We start from the raw sequence: 19,634 nt of genomic DNA on the forward strand, positions 1-19,634 counted from the left end.
CTCCGACGCCATGACGTACCAAGCCCCCGTGAAAGACATGCTGTTCGTGCTGAACCATCTTGCCGGCCTGCCGCAGGTGGCGGCGCTGCCGCAATATGCCGAAGCCACGCCCGACACCGCCCAGGCGGTGCTCGAGGAAGCCGCCACCTTCGCCGGCGACGTGCTGGCGCCGCTGAACCACCCCGCCGACCGCGAGCCCAGCGCCTGGCGCGACGGCGCGGTCACCACCTCGCCCGGCTTCAAGCAGGCCTTCCGCCAATACGCCGAAGCCGGCTGGCAAGGCATGACGCACCCGGTCGAATACGGCGGCCAGGGCCTGCCCGGCCTCCTGGGCGCGCCCTGCTCCGAAATGCTCAACGCCGCCAACCTGTCGTTCGCCTTGTGCCCGCTCTTGACCAACGGCGCGGTCGAGGCGCTGCTGACGGCCGGCTCGCCCGAACTGCGCGAACGCTTCATCGGCCCGATGCTGTCGGGCCGGTGGACCGGCACCATGAACCTGACCGAGCCGCAGGCCGGCTCCGACCTGGCGCTGCTGCGCAGCCGCGCGCAGCCGGTTGGCGACGGCACCTACCGCATCTCCGGCACCAAGATATTCATCACCTACGGCGAGCACGACCTGGCCGAGAACATCGTCCACCTGGTGCTGGCGCGCCTGCCGGACGCGCCCGAGGGCGTCAAGGGCATCTCGCTGTTCCTGGTGCCCAAGTTCCTGGTCAACGACGACGGCTCGCTGGGCGCGCGCAACGACGTCGCCTGCGTGTCGATCGAGCACAAGCTGGGCATCAAGGCCAGCCCCACCGCCACGCTGCAGTTCGGCGACGCGGGCGGCGCCATCGGCTACCTGGTGGGCCAGGAAAACCGCGGCCTGGACGCCATGTTCATCATGATGAACGCGGCCCGCTTCGCCGTCGGCGTGCAGGGCATCGCGGTGGCCGACCGCGCCTACCAGCACGCGCTGGCCTACGCCGCCGAACGCGTGCAGAGCCGCCCGGTGGACGGCTCCTCGCGCGACGCCGTGCCCATCATCCGGCACCCGGACGTGCGCCGCATGCTGGGCACCATGCGCGCCCTGACCGAGGCCGGCCGCGCGCTGGCCTACTACACCGCCGGCCACGCCGACCTGGCGCACGCCAGCGCCGATCCGGCGGCGCGCGCCCGCCACCTGGCGGTGCAGGAATTCCTGGTGCCGATCGTCAAGGGCTGGTGCACCGAAGCATCCATCGACGTCGCCAGCCTGGGCGTGCAGGTGCACGGCGGCATGGGCTTCATCGAGGAAACCGGCGCCGCCCAGTACTACCGCGACGCCCGCATCCTCACCATCTACGAAGGCACCACCGCGATCCAGGCCAACGACCTGGTCGGCCGCAAGACGCTGCGCGATGGCGGCGCGGTGGCGCAGGCGCTGATCGAAGAGATCCGCCAGACCGAAGAGGCGCTGCAGGCGCGCAGTGAACCGGCCGCCCGCCTGGTGCTGACGCCGCTGCGCCAGGGCCGCCTGGCGCTGGCCAATACGGTCGATTTCGTGGTCGCCAACGCCGCCGCCCATCCCAACGCGGTATTCGGCTCGGCCGTGCCGTACCTGCTGCTGGCCGGCACGGTGCTGGCCGGATGGCAGATGGCGCGCGCGCTGCTGGTGTCGCTGGACCGCCAGGATGAAGACCCCGCCTTCCACCAGGCCAAGATCGCCACGGCGCAGACTTATGCGTTGCACAAGCTGACCCAGGCGCCCGGCCTGGCGGCGGTGGTGGCCGGCTCGCTCGAATACGCCGTGCAGCCCTGACGCCACCGCGCTTTCCCGCCATGCAAAAGACCGCCCCGGCGGTCTTTTGCATTGGAATGTGGCCCGATTAAACATATAACCAGAAAGAATAAAGAAAATGAGTGAACATATCTAAAATAAATAAGCGGACAAGGGAAACCCTTGCCCGCGGGCAAGCCGCCAGCCGCATCAAGGCGTCGTCGTTCAGGACCTCTCTTCCATGCTCCGCAAGCTGTTCACCGCCGCGCTCGTCGCCGCCACCACGTCCCTCGCTCCCGTCCATGCTGCGCCACCCGCGCTCGAAATCGGCTACCTGCCGATCCTGCCGGATGCGCAATTGTTCGTGGCGCTGGAAGAAGGCACGCTGCAGGCCAAGGGCGCGCCCGCGCCCAAGCTGGTGCAATTTCAGAGCGGCCCTGCCCTGACCCAGGCGCTGCTGGCCGGGCAATTGGACGTCGCCTACGTCGGCATCGGCCCGGCGCTGGTGGCCAGCGCCAAGGGCGCGGGCATCAAGGTGGTGGCCTCCAACATCGTCGAGCAGGTCAATGTGGTGGCGCTGGGCGCGCTGGCGCCGTACTTCGCCTCGGGCGATCCGGCCACCGCCTTCGCCCGCTTCGCCAAGGACAAGGGCAGGAAGCCCGTCATCGCCAGCTATCCCAAGGGCGCGGTGCCCGAAGCCGCCCTGCAATACTGGCTGCGCAACCGCCTCAAGGCCGATCCGGCCAGCCTGGACCTGATCTACCAGGGCGAGGCGCAGATCCAGCAATCGCTGCTGACCGGCGCCATCGACGGCGCCGCCATTCTCGAACCCACCGTCACCACGGTACTGACCCGTCTGCCGCAATCGCGCGTGGTGGCGCGCGGCTCGCAGTTGTTTCCGAACCAGCCCGGCGCGGTGCTGCTGGTGCGCGACAAGCTGATCGCCGAACATCCCGAAGCGGTACAGCAACTGGTCGATGCCCAAGTGGCCGCCACCGCCCTGCTGCGCGACGACCCGGCGCGCACCGCGGCGCACGTGCAGAAATACGTCGGCGGCGGCCGCCTCGACCGCGCGCTGGTGGAAAAGGCCATCCGCAACTCGCATGACCAGTTCGTGGCCGACCCGCACGCCATCGTCGACGCCACCGCCGAATTGCAGACCTTCCAGGCCAGCCTGGGCACGGTCGACACGGCCACCGTCGACGTCAAGCGGCTGTTCGACACCCGCTTCTACGACAAGGCCAAGCAGCCATGAGCCAGACCGCCCCGGCCCTGGCCGCCCCCGCGCCGCAGGCCCGCAAGGGCACACCGCCCTGGTTCGCCGCCGCGCGCCGCGCGGCCTACGGCATCGGCGGGTTGGCCATCTTCATCGCCATCTGGAAGGCCGCGCTGATCTGGCAATGGGCCCCCCCAGGCACCCTGCCCGATCCTTTCGCGCTGCCCGCCACGCTGATCCAGGAATGGCAGTCGGGCCGGCTGCTGCCGGCCATCGGCTCCAGCCTGGTGCACTACTTCTGGGGCCTGGCGGCGGGCACCGCGCTGGGCTTCGGCGTGGGCCTGGCGGCCGCCACGCTGCCGCGCTTCGACCTGGCGCAAGCCTATCTGGCGCGCATCCTGCGGCCGATCCCGCCGCTGGCCTGGGTGGTATTCGCCATCGCCTGGTTCAAGGTCAGCCATGCCGGCGCCGCCTTCGTCATCGCCATCGGCGTGTTCTGGGTCAACTACTTCGCCACCTACAGCGCGGTGCGCAACGTCGACCCGCGCTACTACGAACTGGCGCGCGCCTTCGGCCACGGCGGCTACCTGGCGCGCGCGCTGGGCGTGACGCTGCCGGCCATCGCGCCCGGCGCGCTGTCGGGCGTGCGCACCGGCATCGGCCAGGCCTGGATGACGCTGATCGCCGCCGAACTGCTCGGCGTGCCCGGCATGGGCCAGGAAATGAATGCCGCCGCCGGCGTCGGCGCCTACGACGCGGTGGTGGTCTACATGCTGATCATCTCGCTGGTCTACACGCTCTGCGATCTGGCGTTCTCGACGGTCGAAGGCAAGGTGCTGCAATGGCGTCCGTGATTGAATTCTCGAAACTCTCGTACCGGCATCCGGGCGCCGACGCGCCCGTGATCCAGGGCCTGTCGCTGGCGATCGAGGCCGGCAGTTTCGTGGCCGTGGTGGGCGGCTCGGGCGTCGGCAAATCGACGCTGCTGCGCGCGGCCGCCGGCCTGGCCGACCCCGCCAGCGGCGAAGTGCGCTTCCAGGCGCCCGCGCGCCCTGGCCGCCGCAGCCGCGCCGTGGTGTTCCAGGACAGCCGCCTGATGCCCTGGCGCACGGTCGGTGGCAACGTCGGCTATGGCCTCGAAGGCCTGGGGCTGGATCGGCAGGAACGGCAGCAGCGCATCGACGCCGCGCTGCAACTGACCGGCCTGGGCGACTACGGCCGCCGCTGGCCGCACCAGTTGTCCGGTGGCCAGGCGCAGCGCGTCGGCATCGCCCGCGCCTTGGCGGTCAAGCCCGACCTGCTGCTGATGGACGAACCCTTCAGCGCGGTCGACGCCATCACCCGCCGCAACCTGCAGCAGGAGCTGATCCGCGTGTGGCAGGCCTCCGGCGCGGCGGTGCTGTTCGTCACCCACGACATCGAGGAAGCGGTGTTCCTGGCCGACAAGGTGGTGGTGCTGGGCGGCCGCCCGGCCAACATCGCGGGCAACTACGACATCGACCTGCCGCGCCCGCGCGACCGCGCCGATCCGGCGTTCGCGCGGCAGGTGGCGGCCATCGCCCATACGCTCGAACATCACTGAGCGGACCGCGCCGGCGTCCCTTCACGCCCGGCGGGCAACCGCGCAGCCGGGCGCCGGGGCCGACCGGCGCGGCAGCGTCAACGCCCAGAACAGCATCGCCGCCAGGCTCAGGCCCAGGCCCAGCGCGCATACACCGAGCCAGCCGGCCCGCGCGTAGACGAAGGTCGAGGCGATCGACCCGAGTCCGCTGCCCACCGCGTAGAACATCATGTAGCCGCCGACCAGCCGGCTATGCGCCTGCGCGCTGATGGAAAAGATCATGGCCTGGTTGGTTACGTGCAGCGCCTGCGCCGCGATGTCCAGCGCCAGCACGCCCAGCACCAGCGCCCACAGGCTGCGGTCCAGCAAGGCGATCGGCGCCCACGCCAGGCACAGCAGCGCCAGGCCCGCGCCGGTGGTCAGTTGCGCATGGCCGCGATCGGCCAGCCGCCCCGCCCGCGCCGCCACCAGCACCCCGGCCACGCCCACCAGCCCGAACGCGCCCACCGCGGTGTGCGTCAGTGAATGCGGCGGCGCGCTCAGCGGCAGTACCAGCGCCGTCCAGAATGCGCTGAAGACGGCGAACATCAACAGCGCAATCATGCCGCGCACCTGCAGGACCCGTTCGGTTGCCAGGAGCGTGACCATCGAGCGCAGCAGCGCGCCGTAGCCCAGTCCCGCGGTCGGCAAGGCGCGGCGCGGCAGCCAACGGGCCAGCGCCAGGGCCAGCAGCGCGGCCAGGCCGGCCGACACCAAGTAGACCGCGCGCCATCCCCACAGGTCGGCCACGGCGCCCGCCAGCGTCCGCGCCAGTAACAGGCCGATCACCACTCCGCCCTGCACCGCGCCGACGACCCGCCCGCGCTCGTGCGGCGCGGCCAGCGCGGCCGACAGCGCCAGCAAGCCCTGGGTCATCGCGGTGCCGAGCAGGCCCAGCGCCAGCATCCCGGCCAGCAGCCAGGGCGCGGCGGACGCCAGCGCCACCGCGGCCAGCGCCAGCACCAACAATCCCAACTGCGCCAGCATCAGGCGGCGCCGGTCGAGCAGGTCGCCCAGCGGCACCACCAGCACCAGCGCCAGCGCGCAGCCCAACTGCGTCGCGGTGACGACGATGCCCACCGCGCCCTCGTCCAGGCGGAACTCGCGGCCCATGGCGTCCAGCAGCGGTTGCGCGTAGTACACGTTGGCCACGCTCAAGGCACAGGCCATGGCCAGCAGCAGCACCAGGGCGGCGGGCATGCGGCCGAAGGATGCGGACGCAGATGCCGCGGATGCCGGAGATGAAGGAGATGGCGGAGCAGCAGGGGCAGGATCAGTTCGATCTGGCATCATGGTCTCACGTGGTTTTATTAAAAAACCAGAATGCTAGACCTTGAGGTTTTATAATGCAACCAAACATTCGACATCTCTCCCCGCCGCGATACGCGGCAAAGGTCAGGACGACATGGTCAAACGCACCAGGCTCGAAGGCGCCGCCTGCCCGGTGGCGCGCGCGCTCGACGCCATCGGCGACTGGTGGTCGCTATTGATCGTGCGCGACGCCTTCGACGGCGTGCGCCGCTTCGGCGAATTCCAGAAAAGCCTCGGCGTGGCCAAGAACATCCTCAGCGACCGCCTGCGCACGTTGGTGGCGCACGGAATCCTGGCGGCGGCGCCGGCCTCGGACGGCAGCGCCTACCAGGAATACGTGCTGACGGAAAAAGGCCAGGCGCTGTTTCCCGTCATCGTCGGCCTGCGCCAATGGGGCGAAGACCACTACTACGGCCCCGCCGAGCCACACTCCACGCTCATCGACCGCAAGCGCGGCCAGCCGGTGCAGCGCCTGGAGATCCGCGCCCAGGACGGCCGCGTGCTGGCGCCGGACGACACCGTGGTGCGCAAGGTCGGCGCCGACCGCGCCTGACCCTGGCACACGCCCCCTGCCATTGGCCGACCCGGCGATCGGCCGGCGGCCCCGCATCAGGCCGTGGCGGCCTGCGGCCACTGCCCCGTGGCCAGCGCGGTCGGCGCATAGCCGCCGAAGCGCCAACGCAGCGCCAGCGCGCCCGGCCGGGCCCGCACCCGCCGCACGCGCACGCGCCACAACCGTTCGGCGCCCGCGAAGGCGGCGATCTCCGGACTGTCCAGGATGACCTCCGCGCGGCCCGACACCTGCAGCACGTCGCCGCGCTCGAAATCGATGAACAGCAGTCCGGCGCGGGGATTGAGCATCATGTTGCCCAGGGTGTTGAAAAAGCGGTTGCCGGAAAAATCCGGGATCGTCAGCGTGTCGCCATCGACCCGCACGAACCCCGGCATGCCGCCGCGATGCGAGACATCCACCCGGCGGCCGGCCTCGTCGGTGTCGGCGTACGTCGCCACGAACAACGTATCGGCGCGCGCGATCAGCGCCCGGTCGGCCTCGCCCAGCGCCGTCCGCTCGCGCACCGGCCCAGCAAAACGCAGGGACGGCGAGCGCGAGAAATGGAAATCGCGCGCCTGGATGTACTGCGGGCAGTTGCCGAACGACTCGGCCACCGTGACCGCGAAACGCCTGCCGTCCCACGCGGTGATGCGGCCATTCATGCGGTTGCGGCGGCGCGTATGCAGTTCGATGCCCAGCAGCCCCACCGGCTGGTCCGGCCCCAGGCCGGCGCGCAGCGGATCATCGGCATCCGGCAGCACGGCCACCTGCAGGGTCTGCGGGTCCGGCGACACGGCGAAGCCCGGCTCGCCCTCCAGCACGCCGGCCCAGGGATCGCCCTGGCCGTCGACCGCACCCGCCACCAGAAACGGCAACTGCGCGAAGAAGGCGCGGTGCTGGTCCGGCATGTACGGGCGGATCACCTTGGCGCCCACCTGCGCCATGCGCTCGGCCATGCCGATATGCGCCTGCAACTGGCGTTCGCCGGCGTGCCAGGGCGCCGGTGCGATGACGGCCGGACCGCCAGCCAGCCCGGCATCCGCGGGGCCCGCCGGATTCGTCGTGCTCACGTTCATGTCAGACTCCTTGTGCGCGGGCGCGCCGCGCCCGCCCGGTAACTCACGCCGCCCGCAACCCGACGGGCGACACCGCCATCGGCACGAAGCGCGGCAATGCCTCGATCCGCGCCAGCCAGTCGCGCACCCGCGGATAGGCCGCCAGCGATACGTTGCCTTCCGGCGCGTGCGCCACATAGGTGTAGCAGGCCACGTCGGCGATGGTCGGCGCGGCGCCCGCCAGATAGCCGGTGGCCGCCAGTTCGTGCTCCATCACCGCCAGCAAGGCGTGCGCCCGCGCCAGCGTGGCCGGCACGTCATGCGCGGCGCCGAACACCGTCACCAGCCGCGCCGCGGCCGGGCCGGCCGCCAGCGGGCCGGAAGCGGCCGATAGCCAGCGCTGCACCGCCGCCGCGCCCACCGCGTCCTCGGGCAGCCAGGCCTGGCCGCCGTAGCGCTTGCACAGGTACACCAGGATGGCGGTGGAATCGGCCACCACCACGCCGTTGTCGTCGATCACCGGCACCTGGCCGAAAGCATTCAGCGCCAGGAAGTCGGGGCGCTTATGCGCCCCGCCGCGCAAGTCGACCTCGACATCGCGGTGCGGCACGTCCAGCAGGGACAGCATCAGGGCCACGCGGTGCGAATGGCCGGACAGGGGAAAACTGTAGAACGTCAGGGGAGCGATGGACACGGCACGATCTCGTGAAAGGAAACAGGCGTCCATCTTGAACCCGCGCCGCACGCCGGGGAACGGCCGCGGCGCGCAAGACACCATTGCCGCCCGTGAAAGGATTACGCCGGCAAAGCCGCCAGGTCGCGGCGCAGCGCGTCGACGCAGAAGTCGACAAAGCTGCGCACCTTGGCCGAGCTCTTGCGCCCTTCCGGATACACCACGTGCACCGGCAGCGGCGCCATTTCGTAGTCGCGCAGCACCACCTGCAAAGCGCCGCTGGCCAGGTCGCGCGCCACCTGGTAGGACACCACCTGGGTCAGCCCCCAGCCCTCGCAGGCCGCCGCCACCGCGGCCTGGAACGAGGTCACCGTCAACTGCGAATCCAGCGGCAGGCGCCGCGGCTGGCCGTCCTGCAGGAAACGCCATTGCGCGCCGCGCCCTTCCATCGCCGCCGTGATGGTGCAAAAGCGCGCCAGCGCGTCGGGACTGTCGGGCGTGCCATGGCGCTGCAGGAAGTCGGGCGAAGCGCACACCACGCGCCGCACCTGCCCCACCGGCACCGCCGTCAACGTGGAATCGGGCAAGGCGCCAATCCGCACCGCCACATCCACGCCTTCGTCCAGCAGGTTCACCACGCGGTCCACCAGCAGCGCGCGCACCGAGACCTCGCGATGTTGCCGCAGGTAGCCCATCACCGCCGGCATGACATGCAATTCGCCGAAACGCGCGGGCGCGGTGACATGCAAGGAGCCGCGCGGCGCGGCCATGGCGTCGGCGGCGGCGTCGTCGGCCTGCTCCACCGCTTCGAGGATGCGGCGGCAGTCGGCGGCATAGCGCGCGCCAGCCTCGGTCAGGCGCAGGCTGCGGGTGGTGCGCACCAGCAGCAGCGTGCCCAGCCGGCGCTCCAACGCCGCCACGCTGCGCGTCACGCTCGGCGCCGACATCGCCAGCCGGCGGGCGGCGGCGGCAAAGCCCTGCGCCTCGGCCACCGCCAGGAAGACGCTCATTTCATGAAATCGATTCAAGGCGCTCGGCCTCCTCGGAAGGAATGCGCACCGGCGGCACCGGCATGGCCGGCAGCGCCGCGACACTGTCGCGCACGCAGTGCCGCAGGATATCCGCCAGGGCCGCCACCACCGAAGCGGGCCGGCCTTGCGCGTGGTACAGCGACAGCGCCAACGGCGGCAACGACGGCAGGCCCTGCTCGCCCGGCGCCATCACCCGCAAACCGGCGGGCAACCCCAGCGGCGTGCGCACCATCAGCCCCAGCCCCGCGCCAACCGCCGCCCACAGGCCCGCCAGGCTGGGGCTGATGAAGGCAGAGGTCCAGGCGATGCCCGCGCGGTCCAGCGCATCGGTGGCGCGGCTGCGGAACAGGCAGGGCGCCTCGAACGCCACCAGCGGCAAGACGCCGTCGGTATCGCGCGCCGGGCCTGTCGCGGCCGGACCGATCCAGCACAGTGGTAGTTCGGCCAAGCGCTGGCCATGCGGCCGCGCCGCGTCATGATCCCAGGCCAGCGCCAGGTCCAGTTCGCCGGCCGCCACGCGCTCGAGCAGCTCGGCGTTGCGCGCCACCCGCGCCTCGATCCGCACCTGCGGATGGGCGCGGGCGAACTGACCCAACACTCGCGGCAGCAGGATCTCGCCGAAATCCTCCTGCAGACCCAGACGCACCCGCCCCTGCAAACGCGTGCCGCGCACCGCCACCGAGGCCTGATCGTTCAGTTCCAGCAGCCGGCGCGCGTACGCCAGCATGGTCTCGCCCGCGTCGGTCAGCGCCAGGCCGCGGCCGGCCTTGCGCAGCAGCGGCACGCCGGCCTGTTCCTCGAGCTTTTTCAACTGCGCGCTGACGGCCGAGGTCGAGCGCCCGAGGCGGTCTGCCGCGCGGCCGAAGCTGCCCAGTTCGACCCCCGCGACGAAGCTGCGCAACACGTCTAGGTCAAAGGTGACAGGCCTGATCATCCCGTTTTTCAAAACCTTTAATTGAAAATTTCCTGATTTTCAGAATGATGTTACGGGCGCAGACTTTGCCGCGTCAATCCCGCCTGGAACCTTCATGTCCCTGCCCGCCCCCGTGCTTTCCGTCCCAACGCCTGCCGCGCGCCCCGCCCACCGCTGGAAGGTGCTGGCGGTGGGGGTGGCCGCCAATGTCGCGTTCTCCGCGGCGGCGGCCGGCCTGCCCGCCACCGCCGTCTTCCTGCGCGCCGACTACCGGCTGGACAACGACGCTCTGGGCCTGGCGCTCGGCGTACTCGGCCTGGGCGTGGCGCTGTTCGAACTGCCCTGGGGCCTGCTGGCCGACCGCTGGGGCGACCGGCCGGTGCTGCTGGCCGGCCTCGGCGCGACCGCGGCGGCGCTGGCCTGGATGAGCCTGTGCGCCGCTCCGGCCCACGGCGTCGTGCCCGCCTTGTGGCTGCTGGCGCTGGGCCTGCTGCTGGTGGGCGTGATGGGCGGCAGCGTCAACGGCGCCAGCGGCCGCGCGGTGATGGCATGGTTCGACGAAGGCGAACGCGGCCTGGCGATGAGCATCCGCCAGACCGCCGTGCCCCTGGGCGGTGGCCTGGGCGCGCTGGTGCTGCCGTGGCTGGCGTCGCGGGCCGGCTTCGGCGCGGTGTTCGGCCTGCTGGCCGGCCTGTGCGCGGGGGCCGCGCTGTTGACGCTGGGATGGTTGCGCGAGCCGGACCGCGCGCGGACGACCCTGCCAACCGGCGCCGCCGCGACGTTCCGGCCGCGCGGCCGTACCCTGCCCGCCCCTGCGCCGCGCCGATCCGCAGGCCACGCGCCGGACGCCATTCCGCCGTCCAGCCCGTTGCGCGATGCCCGCGTGTGGCGCGCGGCGGTGGCGATCGGCCTGTTGTGTTGTCCGCAATTCGCGGTGCTGACGTTCGCCACGGTGTTCCTGCACGACTTCAGCGGCGCCGGCATCGCCACGCTGACCACCGTAATGGTGGCGGTGCAACTGGGGGCCATGGTCGCGCGCATCGCCAGCGGCCGCTGGACCGATCGCCATGGCAACCGCCGCGCCTACCTGCGCGGCTGTGTCTGGCTGGGCTGCCTGCTGTTCGCTGCGCTGGCGGCCGCCGCCTGGGCCCAGGGCGCGGTCCCCGGCAACCGCTTGGCGCTGCTGGCCGTGCCAGTGCTGCTGACCGCCGCCGGCATCTGCGCGTCGGCCTGGCATGGCGTGGCCTACACCGAACTGGCCACGCTGGCCGGCGCCGCCCGCGCCGGCACCGCATTGGGACTGGCCAACACCTGCGTCTACCTGGGGCTGTTCCTGACGCCGCTGGCGCTGCCGCGGCTGGTGGCGGCGGCGTCCTGGCCGCTGGCCTGGTTGGCCGCCGGTGGCGCCATGCTGGCGGTCTTGCCGCTGCTGCCGCGGCCGGCACGGCAGTGAGCGCGGCGCGGGCAACCGCCATGGCGAGGTCGCCTCGGACCCGCGCCGTCAACGACCGGCGGCCGGAACCCTCGGCGCCGCGTTCTTCACGCGGACATGCTCGGGCTATCGGCCAGGGACGCCATGCAGTCGCAGCGTATGGGCGTCGCTCCCGCCAGCCGCCGCTCGCCGGACGTGAGCCAGCCCAAGGCGATCGGCCACAGCGAGTCACGGAAGCGCTCATGGAAAAAAGCGAAATGGCCGATCGCCTCCAGCCCCAGCGATGCCGGCGCCAGCCGCAGATGGGTGCGGGCGCTGCCCGTGAAATACGCCAGCAACCGGCCGATGGCGGCCTCGGTGCCGAACTCATCGTCGGTGACGCTGAGCGCCAGGATCGGCGCGGTCACCGCAGCCATCGCGGCCACGCGATGTTCAGCGCCGCCTCGCCCTTCGAACCGAGGCCCCATCAGGCTCCAATCGCGCACCACGCCGCGCGGCGTGTCTTCGAGCCAGCCCAGCCGGCGCCCCGGGAAATAGCCGAAGCAGGCCGCCAGCAGCGGCATGAATACATGCCACTTGGCCAGCATGCGCAGGCGCTGCCCGGCGGCATAGTCGCGCCAGTAGGCGTACTGCGCGCCCATGGTGAAAATGCGCCGCAGCCGCCGCGCCGACGGCGCCAGGCCGGTGACGAAACCGCCGATGCTGTGCGCCACCACATCCACCGGCTGCCCGGGGAAATGCATATCGACATAGCCCAGCACCGCCTCGAAATCCTTCTCGCCCCAGTCCATCCACGACGCCTCGAAGCCGCGCAGCGAGGCCGGACGCGATTCGCCGATGCCGCGATAGTCATAGGTCAGCACGTCCAAGCCATGCTGGTGCAGGTAGGCTGCAAAGCGCGCGTAATAACGGCAACGCACCGACGTGGCGGCGTTGATGACGACCACCGGACGCGGCCCGGCCGGACCCGGTTCGGGATGTCGCCAGACGTAGCCTCCCAGCGCCACGCCGTCGGCCGCGCGCAGCGTGATACGTTGCGTGTCCATATTCACATTCCCTGAAATCAATCAAAAGGTGCGGAAGCACGCTTCCTGAATCGATTAAACCCGCATGAAACTGCGCGCTCAAACGATTATTCGTCGCCCATTGCATGATTTCCAGGAATGTCTAAGCCGATGCCTCCCGGCCCGCCGAACGGCGCAGCGCCCCCGGCGGGCTGCCATAGACCTGCTTGAACACCCGCGTCAGATGCGCCTGGTCGGCAAAGCCCACGGCCAACGCCGCCTCGGCCAGCGGCAGACCGCCGCGCAACAGCGCGCGGGCGCGCGCAACCCGCCAATTGCGCAGCCAGGCCAGCGGCGGCAAGCCGTAGCGCCGCGCGAACCGCTTGACCAGAGTGCTGCGATGGCGGCCCTCGGCCTGGGCCAGCGCCTCCAGGTCGGGCGCGCAGGCCGGATCGTCGCGCATGCGCTGAAGCAGCAGCGCGCACACGTCCGGTTCAGTGGCCTGGGCCGCCGCGGGCGCGGCCGGCGCCTGCCCGTGGGCCGCCAGCAGGCCGAACAGGGCCGCTGACAGGCGGCCGCTGCGCGCAGCGTCGTCGATGGCGTCGGGCGCCAGCGCCGCCAGCCACGCATCGCACAGGCCGGCATCACGGATGACCGGCCCTGGCAGCGCCAGGCCGCCCTCGCGCAGCGCAACGGCATGGTCCTCGAACCAGCCTGGCTCGATATACGCCATGCGATAGGTCAGCAGCCCGGCCGAGGTGCCGCCGGTATGCACCTGCCCGGGCGCAATCACCACCAGATCGCCCTCGCCCGCCTCGAACGGCCGGCCGTGCACGGTGAAGGCACAGCGCCCCCGGGCGATGGAGCCGATCGACCAGGCGTCGTGGAAGTGCGCCTCGTAGCGGAAGGCGCGCAGGTCGGCGATCAGCACGTCGCCGGGCAGGTTCGCGCCGCAATGCCAGATATGTTGGGAAACCGCCATCGGAAAAACGCCTGGGCAGAACTGTCGGAAAGCAGCCGTCCGCGCCGGCCGCCCTGGCGACAGGCTACCCGAAATACCGGTCCCGCGCGTGCAGCGAGCGCGCCAGCAGCCAGGCGTTGCGCGGATGCTCGCCGATGCGGCGCGCGGCGTAGGGCCACCAGTCTTCGCCGAACGGCAGGTACACGCGCACGGCGTAGCCCAACTGGCGCAACGCCAATTGCCAGTCCGGCCGTACGCCGTAGAGCATCTCGAATTCGAACGCCTCAGGCGCCCAGCCGCGCTCGCGCGCCAGCGTCATGATGGCGCCGGCGAGCCGGTCGTCATGGGTGCCGAAGACCGGCAGGAAGCCGGACTCGCGCGCCGCCGGCGACAGCATGATGGCGGCGGCATCCAGATAGGCCTGGTCGATGCGGGCCCGGCCGGCGTGGTCCAGCGCACGTTCCGGGAAGGCGCCCTTGACCAGCCGCAGCGAGGTGCGCTGGCCGATCGCCAGGGCCAGGTCGGCCGGCGTGCCCAGGCGACGCGCCTGCAGCGTCAAGCCGGCGGGCAACCCGGCCCGCAGCAGTTCGCGATGCAGCGCGCAGGTGCGTTGGTGCAGGCCCGAGTCCTCCATGTCCAGCACCACCCAGTCACGACCGCCCGCCGCTGCCTCGCGCGCCGCGACGGCGATGCGCCGCGCATTGCCGCGCCCCAGTTCGTCGCCGCGCATGTAGCCGATGGCGGTGGGATCGATGGACACATGCACGTCCAGCCCGGCCTGCCCCAGCGCGGCGCAAGCCTGCATGGCCTGCCGCGTGTTGTGCTCGATGGCGCCAGCGTCGGCCACGTACTCGCCCAGATAGAACAGCGACGCGCGGATGCCGTGCGCCTCGCGCAGCCGGACGGCGGTGCGCACGGCACCCGCCAGGTCGGCGCCGCCGACGAAGCGCTGCGCCAGCGGCGTGCGCGCGGCCCAGGCGCGCATGGCGCGCCCGACCCGTCGGCTGCGCGCCAACGCGATGGCTGATTTTTGCAAAAGGCTCATGGACGCTCCGGTCAAAGCGCCCCACTATGCGGCCCCGGCCGGGCGGTGTCTTGAACGGGAGTGAATGTGGCGGGCGCCCGCCGCATTCACGCCTTGCCGGCAGCCAGCGCCGCGGCCCGGCCTCGGCCGAACAGCGGCCGCTGCACCGTCTGCGCCAGCAACACGCCGGCCAGCGTCACGGCGCCGCCCAGCAGATGGTAGGAATGCAGTTGCTCGCGCAATAACGCGAACGCGGCCAGCGCGGTGAACAACGGCAGCAGGTTGATGAAGATGTTGCACCGGTTGGGGCCCAGGCGGTGCACCCCCTCGATCCACAGGAACGACAGCAGCACCGACGAGAAGATGCCGGCATACAGGATCAGCGGAACCGTCTTCGCGTCCAGCGCCGCCTGCGCGGCCGGCACCCGCAGATAAAGCGGCAGCATGTACAGCAGCGCGAATGCCGACTGCACGAAGGTCGACTGCCAGGCCGGCAGCGGCACTTTCCAGTGGCGCAGCAGCACACCGTACAGCGCGTAGGAGAATGCCGCCATCAGCATCAGCCCGTCGCCGACGTGGATGCCGTGCTGGAACACGCTCAGCATGTCGCCCTGCCCCACCAGGTACAGCAGGCCCAGGAATGACAACGCGCCCCCCACCGCCATGCCGAAGGTCAGGGGATCGCGCAGGACGACCACGCTCAGCAGCATGCTCAGCAGGGGAATCAGCGCTGTCAGGATGGCCATGTTGGTGGCGGTGGTGGTCTCGGCGGCCCGGTACGACAGCGCCTGGAACAACGCCGCCGACAACGCTCCGTACAGCGCCAGCTTGGGCCAGTGGCGCAGGATGACCTTGCGGTTGCGCCACGCCGGCGCGGCCGTGAACACGCCCATGATCGCCAGCGCCAGGATCAGGCGGTAGAAGGTGATGGCAGTGGGCGAGATGGCGCTGGCCGCCATTTTGGAAACGATGACATTGCCCGCCCAGAACAGGATGGCGAACAATGGAAACAAGTAGGACATGATGGGTTCACTCGCGGATAGGGAATCGGCCATCCGCCCCGCGCGGTGCGCGGACAACGGATGGCCGCTATCGTATTGAGCGTCCCCGCGCCCGTCTCCCGATGAACAGGCACAGGCTATCGCGAAATGGACAAACCCGCAGCCGCCCTCAGGGCCGGAACGGCAGCGCGTCCAGCGGCGCCTCGAGGCCGGCCATCTGCGCCGTCAGCAGCGCGGCGCTGCCACAGGCCAGCGTGAAGCCGAGCGCGCCCTGGCCAATGTTGAGCCACAGGTTGTCGGCCGCCGGGCTGCGTCCGATCAATGGCTTGCCGGTGGGCGTGGCCGGCCGCAACCCGGCCCAGGGAATGGCGGGTTCCAGGTCCAGCGCCGGAAACGCCTCGCGCACCTGCCGCTTGAGCAGCGCGATGCGGGCCGGATCGATCCCGGCGTCGGCGCTGCCGATGTCGACCATGGCGGCGATCCGCAACACCCCGCCGACACGCGCATAGACGATGCGGCGCTCGTAGTCGGTGACGCTGATGCGCGGCGCCACGGTGTCGTCCTCGGCCAGCGGCACGGTCAGGCTGTAGCCCTTGAGCGGATAGAGCGGCACGTCATGCCCCAGCGGCCGCAGCAGCGCCCGCGTGCCGATGCCGGTGGCCAGCACCACCGCATCGGCGCCGATATCGCCGTCGCGCGTGTGCACCGCGACGATGCGGCGCCCTTCGCGCTGCAATCCCGACACCGGATTGGACATGGCGCACTGCACGTTGGTCAGCCCGCGCAGGCGCTCGAACAGCGCCAGCGTGAACTGGCGGCAGTCGCCCGCCTCTTCGCTCGGGGTATAGATGGCCCCCGCCAGGCTGGCGCCCATGCCGGCCAGGGCCGGCTCGCGCGCCAGCGTCTGGGCGGCGTCCAGCACCTGCTGCTCGGCGCCGTGGGCCGCCTGGTAGGCAACCAGGGCGCGCGCCTTGTCCAGCAAGGCCGCGCTGCGATAGGCGATCAACTTGCCATTCTTGAGATGGCCGAATTCCAGGTTTTCCTGCTCCAGCAGCGCGTGCATCGCATCGCGGCTGAGGAACGACAGCGCCTGCAACTGCGCGGTCGATTCGCGCGCCACCGACGCCCGGCAGGCCAAGGCGAAACGCAGGCACCAGCGCCATTGGTGCGGATCCAGCCGCGGCCGGAAACGCAAGGGCGAATCCTCGCGCAACAGCCAGCCCGGCACGCTCGACAGCACGCCGGGTCCGGCCAGCGGGGCCACATAGCTGTAGCTGAGCTGGCCGCCATTGGCGTAGCTCGACACCTCGGCCGGATGGGCGTGGCTGTCGACCAGCACGACGTCATGGCCCTGGCGTGCCAGGAAGTAGGCAGAGGTCACGCCGACGACCCCGGCCCCGATTACGCACACGCGCATATCCTGCATCCAAATAAGAAAATGGCAACGCTCTTATTCTGAAGCGGGGGACGGATGACCGCAAATCACCAAAGCCCCAGCACCCATAACCCGCGCTCATGATCCCGCGGGCAGCGCCCTGTCAGGGCGGCCAAGGCCGCCCTCAGGCGGCGCGGTGCAGCCTGATGATGGCGGCGGCGGTGGGATCGCGCACCAGATCGGCCAGGGAATAGCCATTGAGCGCGTCATAGAACGCCTGCAGGGTCTGCGCCAGCACGCCCGCCAGCCGGCAGGCGCCGTCCAGCGCACAGGGCGGCTCCTGGCAATCGATCAACGGCCCCTGCTGTTCCAGCTCGCGCACCAGATCGCCCAACCGGTATTCGGCGGCGGGGCGTGCCAGCGACAGGCCGCCGCCCTTGCCGCGCGCCGTACTGACCCAACCGCGCTGCGACATGAAGTGCACCACCTTGACCAGGTGGTTGCGCGACAGGTCGAAGCGCGTGGCGATCTCCGGAATGGTGACCGCCGCGGGCCGGTCGCGGCATTGCGTCAGATACATCAGGACGCGCAGGCCGAAGTCGGTGAATCGGGTCAGTTGCATGATCGGGCTGGAAAAATCCCCGGCGCCCCCGGGAAGGAACAGGCCGCCAGGATACACCGCTCAGGTAGGCGCGCCGCCGCTGCCGAACGCCTCGGCATGGATGCGGTCCGCGGCCACGCCCAGGCTGGCCAGCGCCTGGCGCTGGGCGCGCATGAAGCCGGCCGGGCCGCACAGGTAGTAGTCGGCGTCCGGCGCCAGGACCTCATCGCGGATGGCGCGCAGGTCCACCCGGCCCGCATAGTCGTAATCGCGGCCGCGCTGGTCGCCCGGGCCGACCTCTTCGTAGAACACCGCCTTGCGCACATTGCCGCGCGCCGCCGCAATGGCGTTGACGTGGTCTTTCATGGCGTGCACCGAGTGGTTGCGACAGCCATGCACGAAACGGATCGGGCGCGGATCATCGGTCGCCACCAGGTGGTTCAGCATCGAAATCATCGGCGTCAGGCCCACGCCGCCGCTCAGCAGCACTACCGGCGCGGCGCTGTCCTGGCGCAGGTGGAAATCGCCCTGCGGCGGCGCCACGTCCAGCACCCCGCCCTCGCGCAGGCAATCATGCAGGGCATTGGAGACACGCCCTGCCGGACGTTGCGCGCCAGCCGCCTCGCGTTTGACGGAAATCCGCAGGCGATCGCTCCCCGGCGCGTCCGACAGGCTGTACTGGCGCGGCTGCATCAGGCCCAGCTCCGGCACATAGACCCGCACCGACACATATTGACCGGGCAGATAGGCCGGCACCGCGCCGCCGTCGGCGGGCGCCAGGTAGAACGAAGTGATCTCGGCGCTTTCGGGCTGCTTGCCGACCACGCGGAAGGCGCGCCAGCCGGTCCAGCCGCCCGGCCTGGCGGCCGAATCGGCATACAGCCGCGCCTCTTCGGCGATCAGCATGTCGGCCAGTTGGCCGTAGGCGGCGGCCCAGGCGTCCACCAGTGCGTCGGTCGCGGCCGCGCCCAGCACCTCGCGGATCGAGGCCAGCAGGTGCCTGCCGACAATGGGGTAATGCTCGGGGCGGATGCCCAGGCTGACGTGCTTGTGCACGATGCGCGCCAGCACCGGCGCCAGCACCGAGGGGTCATCGATGTGTTCGGCGTAGGCCGCGACCGCGCCGGCCAGCGCCTGCTGCTGCTCGCCACCCGCCTGGTGGCCCTGGTTGAACACATGCCTGAGTTCCGGATTGTGCTCGAACATGCGGGCATAGAAATGGCGGGTCAGCGCCACCCCATGGGTTTTCAGAACCGGCGCCGTGGCTTTGACCAGGGTGCGGATTTGCGGGCTCAACATCGACTGCTCCTTGCGCTACGGAGACCACCGGCACGGTTGCCGGCCTCTCCTTTTTTAAACATGCATTAATAATACATGTTTAAGTGCGTTGCACAAAACCCGTCCGGCCTTCAGCCGCCCCGACCCGTCCATTGGCCCAGTAGCCGGCGCGTCGGCCAGCTACCGGGCGCGGCCGCGCGCCAGTCGATCCGTACCCGTGCCTGGCCGGCGCCGCGCCACGCCGCCGCCATCACCCAGTCGTCTCCGAGCGCCCAAGCGCCCGCCTGCCAGCATCCTGGTGGTGGCCGCAGCGCCAACCGGCCCGCCATGTCCGGCGCCAGGCCGATCGATGCCATGTCGGCCGGAAAATCCAGCCCGGCCGCCTTGACGAAGGCTTCCTTAAGGGTCCAGAGCAGGTAGAAGCGTTCCAGCCGCGATTGCGCATCGGCCCGCGCCAGCCAGGCCCGCTCGGCGTCATCGCAGACCCAGGCGGCCAGCGCGGCGGTATCGCGCGGCCGCAACCGTTCCAGATCCACGCCCACGGCCCAATCGCCCGGCGCCCGCGCGCACAGGGCGTGACCGCCGCTATGGCTCAGGGACAGGGCGTGGCCGCCGGCCGCCTCGCCGGCCCGCACGCATTGCAGCAGCGCGCGGCTGACCCGCCAGTCGTCGCGCGCCCGGGCAGAGCGCAGGGCCTGGGCGCGCCGCGCATCTTCGGGCGAGAGCCACTCCGGACGGTAACTATCGGCGGCGCTTTTGTCAGCCCACCACAAGGAAAGTTCCCGAAACTCCGCGCAACCATGTAACAATTTATTCAAACCAAATGTAAAATATCGGGCGTTTTTACGGCTTTAGTAACGCCTGAAAA

At 70.6% G+C, this 19,634-nt stretch carries 19 protein-coding genes; 6 read left to right on the forward strand and 13 right to left on the reverse strand.

Features of this window, described 5'->3' with window-relative positions:
* The first annotated feature begins 10 nt into the window (after nt 1-10).
* From AC6LKG_RS20160 to AC6LKG_RS20175, 4 genes are all read left to right on the forward strand, one after another.
* Nucleotides 11-1,780 carry an acyl-CoA dehydrogenase gene (locus tag AC6LKG_RS20160; protein WP_498167361.1) on the forward strand — a complete coding sequence of 590 codons (1,770 nt, stop codon included), beginning with the start codon at nt 11-13 and terminating at the stop codon, nt 1,778-1,780.
* A gap of 199 nt (nt 1,781-1,979) precedes the next feature.
* Nucleotides 1,980-2,993, forward strand: a complete 1,014-nt coding sequence (locus AC6LKG_RS20165; RefSeq protein ID WP_498167364.1) for an ABC transporter substrate-binding protein — start codon at nt 1,980-1,982, stop codon at nt 2,991-2,993.
* Nucleotides 2,990-3,808 (forward strand): ABC transporter permease, encoded by an 819-nt coding sequence (locus tag AC6LKG_RS20170; RefSeq protein WP_498167367.1) that lies wholly within the window; start codon nt 2,990-2,992, stop codon nt 3,806-3,808. The genes AC6LKG_RS20165 and AC6LKG_RS20170 overlap by 4 nt, the downstream gene beginning before the upstream one ends.
* Nucleotides 3,796-4,536, forward strand: a complete 741-nt coding sequence (locus AC6LKG_RS20175) for an ABC transporter ATP-binding protein (protein WP_054515850.1) — start codon at nt 3,796-3,798, stop codon at nt 4,534-4,536. The genes AC6LKG_RS20170 and AC6LKG_RS20175 overlap by 13 nt, the downstream gene beginning before the upstream one ends.
* Before the next feature lie 21 nt (nt 4,537-4,557).
* Here the strand turns inward: AC6LKG_RS20175 and AC6LKG_RS20180 are convergent, their stop codons facing one another.
* Nucleotides 4,558-5,754, reverse strand: coding sequence for an MFS transporter (locus AC6LKG_RS20180; protein ID WP_498167368.1), 1,197 nt, complete (start codon nt 5,752-5,754; stop codon nt 4,558-4,560).
* A 205-nt stretch (nt 5,755-5,959) separates the two neighbouring features.
* On the opposite strand from AC6LKG_RS20180, the gene AC6LKG_RS20185 reads away from it, so the two are divergent.
* Nucleotides 5,960-6,418, forward strand: a complete 459-nt coding sequence (locus AC6LKG_RS20185; RefSeq protein WP_498167370.1) for a winged helix-turn-helix transcriptional regulator — start codon at nt 5,960-5,962, stop codon at nt 6,416-6,418.
* A gap of 56 nt (nt 6,419-6,474) precedes the next feature.
* Here AC6LKG_RS20185 and AC6LKG_RS20190 read toward each other — a convergent pair whose 3' ends face one another.
* The 4 genes from AC6LKG_RS20190 to AC6LKG_RS20205 form a co-directional block, all read right to left on the reverse strand.
* Nucleotides 6,475-7,494, reverse strand: a complete 1,020-nt coding sequence (locus AC6LKG_RS20190; protein ID WP_498167373.1) for a pyridoxamine 5'-phosphate oxidase family protein — start codon at nt 7,492-7,494, stop codon at nt 6,475-6,477.
* 43 nt (nt 7,495-7,537) lie between these two features.
* A complete protein-coding gene (locus AC6LKG_RS20195; RefSeq protein WP_498167376.1) occupies nt 7,538-8,200 on the reverse strand; it encodes a glutathione S-transferase family protein in 663 nt (220 codons plus the stop codon).
* Between the two features lie 68 nt (nt 8,201-8,268).
* Complete coding sequence (locus tag AC6LKG_RS20200; protein WP_498167417.1) at nt 8,269-9,156, reverse strand: LysR family transcriptional regulator; 888 nt, start codon at nt 9,154-9,156, stop codon at nt 8,269-8,271.
* A 1-nt stretch (nt 9,157) separates the two neighbouring features.
* A complete protein-coding gene (locus AC6LKG_RS20205; protein ID WP_498167419.1) occupies nt 9,158-10,108 on the reverse strand; it encodes a LysR substrate-binding domain-containing protein in 951 nt (316 codons plus the stop codon).
* 97 nt (nt 10,109-10,205) lie between these two features.
* Here AC6LKG_RS20205 and AC6LKG_RS20210 point away from each other — a divergent pair, with 97 nt between their 5' ends.
* Nucleotides 10,206-11,543: an MFS transporter gene (locus AC6LKG_RS20210; RefSeq protein WP_498167379.1), complete on the forward strand. Its 1,338-nt coding sequence runs from the start codon at nt 10,206-10,208 to the stop codon at nt 11,541-11,543.
* 86 nt (nt 11,544-11,629) lie between these two features.
* Here AC6LKG_RS20210 and AC6LKG_RS20215 read toward each other — a convergent pair whose 3' ends face one another.
* The 8 genes from AC6LKG_RS20215 to AC6LKG_RS20250 form a co-directional block, all read right to left on the reverse strand.
* A complete protein-coding gene (locus AC6LKG_RS20215; protein ID WP_498167381.1) occupies nt 11,630-12,568 on the reverse strand; it encodes an alpha/beta hydrolase family protein in 939 nt (312 codons plus the stop codon).
* A 121-nt stretch (nt 12,569-12,689) separates the two neighbouring features.
* Nucleotides 12,690-13,508 carry a helix-turn-helix transcriptional regulator gene (locus tag AC6LKG_RS20220; protein WP_498167384.1) on the reverse strand — a complete coding sequence of 273 codons (819 nt, stop codon included), beginning with the start codon at nt 13,506-13,508 and terminating at the stop codon, nt 12,690-12,692.
* Between the two features lie 64 nt (nt 13,509-13,572).
* A complete protein-coding gene (locus AC6LKG_RS20225; protein ID WP_498167386.1) occupies nt 13,573-14,532 on the reverse strand; it encodes a proline dehydrogenase family protein in 960 nt (319 codons plus the stop codon).
* 86 nt (nt 14,533-14,618) lie between these two features.
* Complete coding sequence (locus AC6LKG_RS20230; protein WP_498167388.1) at nt 14,619-15,533, reverse strand: DMT family transporter; 915 nt, start codon at nt 15,531-15,533, stop codon at nt 14,619-14,621.
* A gap of 148 nt (nt 15,534-15,681) precedes the next feature.
* Entirely contained in the window at nt 15,682-16,929 is a 1,248-nt protein-coding gene (locus AC6LKG_RS20235; protein ID WP_498167390.1) for a D-amino acid dehydrogenase, read from the reverse strand.
* Between the two features lie 142 nt (nt 16,930-17,071).
* Nucleotides 17,072-17,509: an Rrf2 family transcriptional regulator gene (locus AC6LKG_RS20240; protein ID WP_498167391.1), complete on the reverse strand. Its 438-nt coding sequence runs from the start codon at nt 17,507-17,509 to the stop codon at nt 17,072-17,074.
* Nucleotides 17,510-17,569: 60 nt separating this feature from the next.
* Nucleotides 17,570-18,787, reverse strand: coding sequence for an NO-inducible flavohemoprotein (gene hmpA / locus AC6LKG_RS20245; RefSeq protein WP_498167393.1), 1,218 nt, complete (start codon nt 18,785-18,787; stop codon nt 17,570-17,572).
* A 110-nt stretch (nt 18,788-18,897) separates the two neighbouring features.
* A complete protein-coding gene (locus AC6LKG_RS20250) occupies nt 18,898-19,539 on the reverse strand; it encodes a 4'-phosphopantetheinyl transferase family protein (protein WP_498167396.1) in 642 nt (213 codons plus the stop codon).
* Between the last annotated feature and the right edge of the window lie 95 nt (nt 19,540-19,634).

Source organism: Achromobacter sp. 46006 (genome assembly GCF_059761975.1).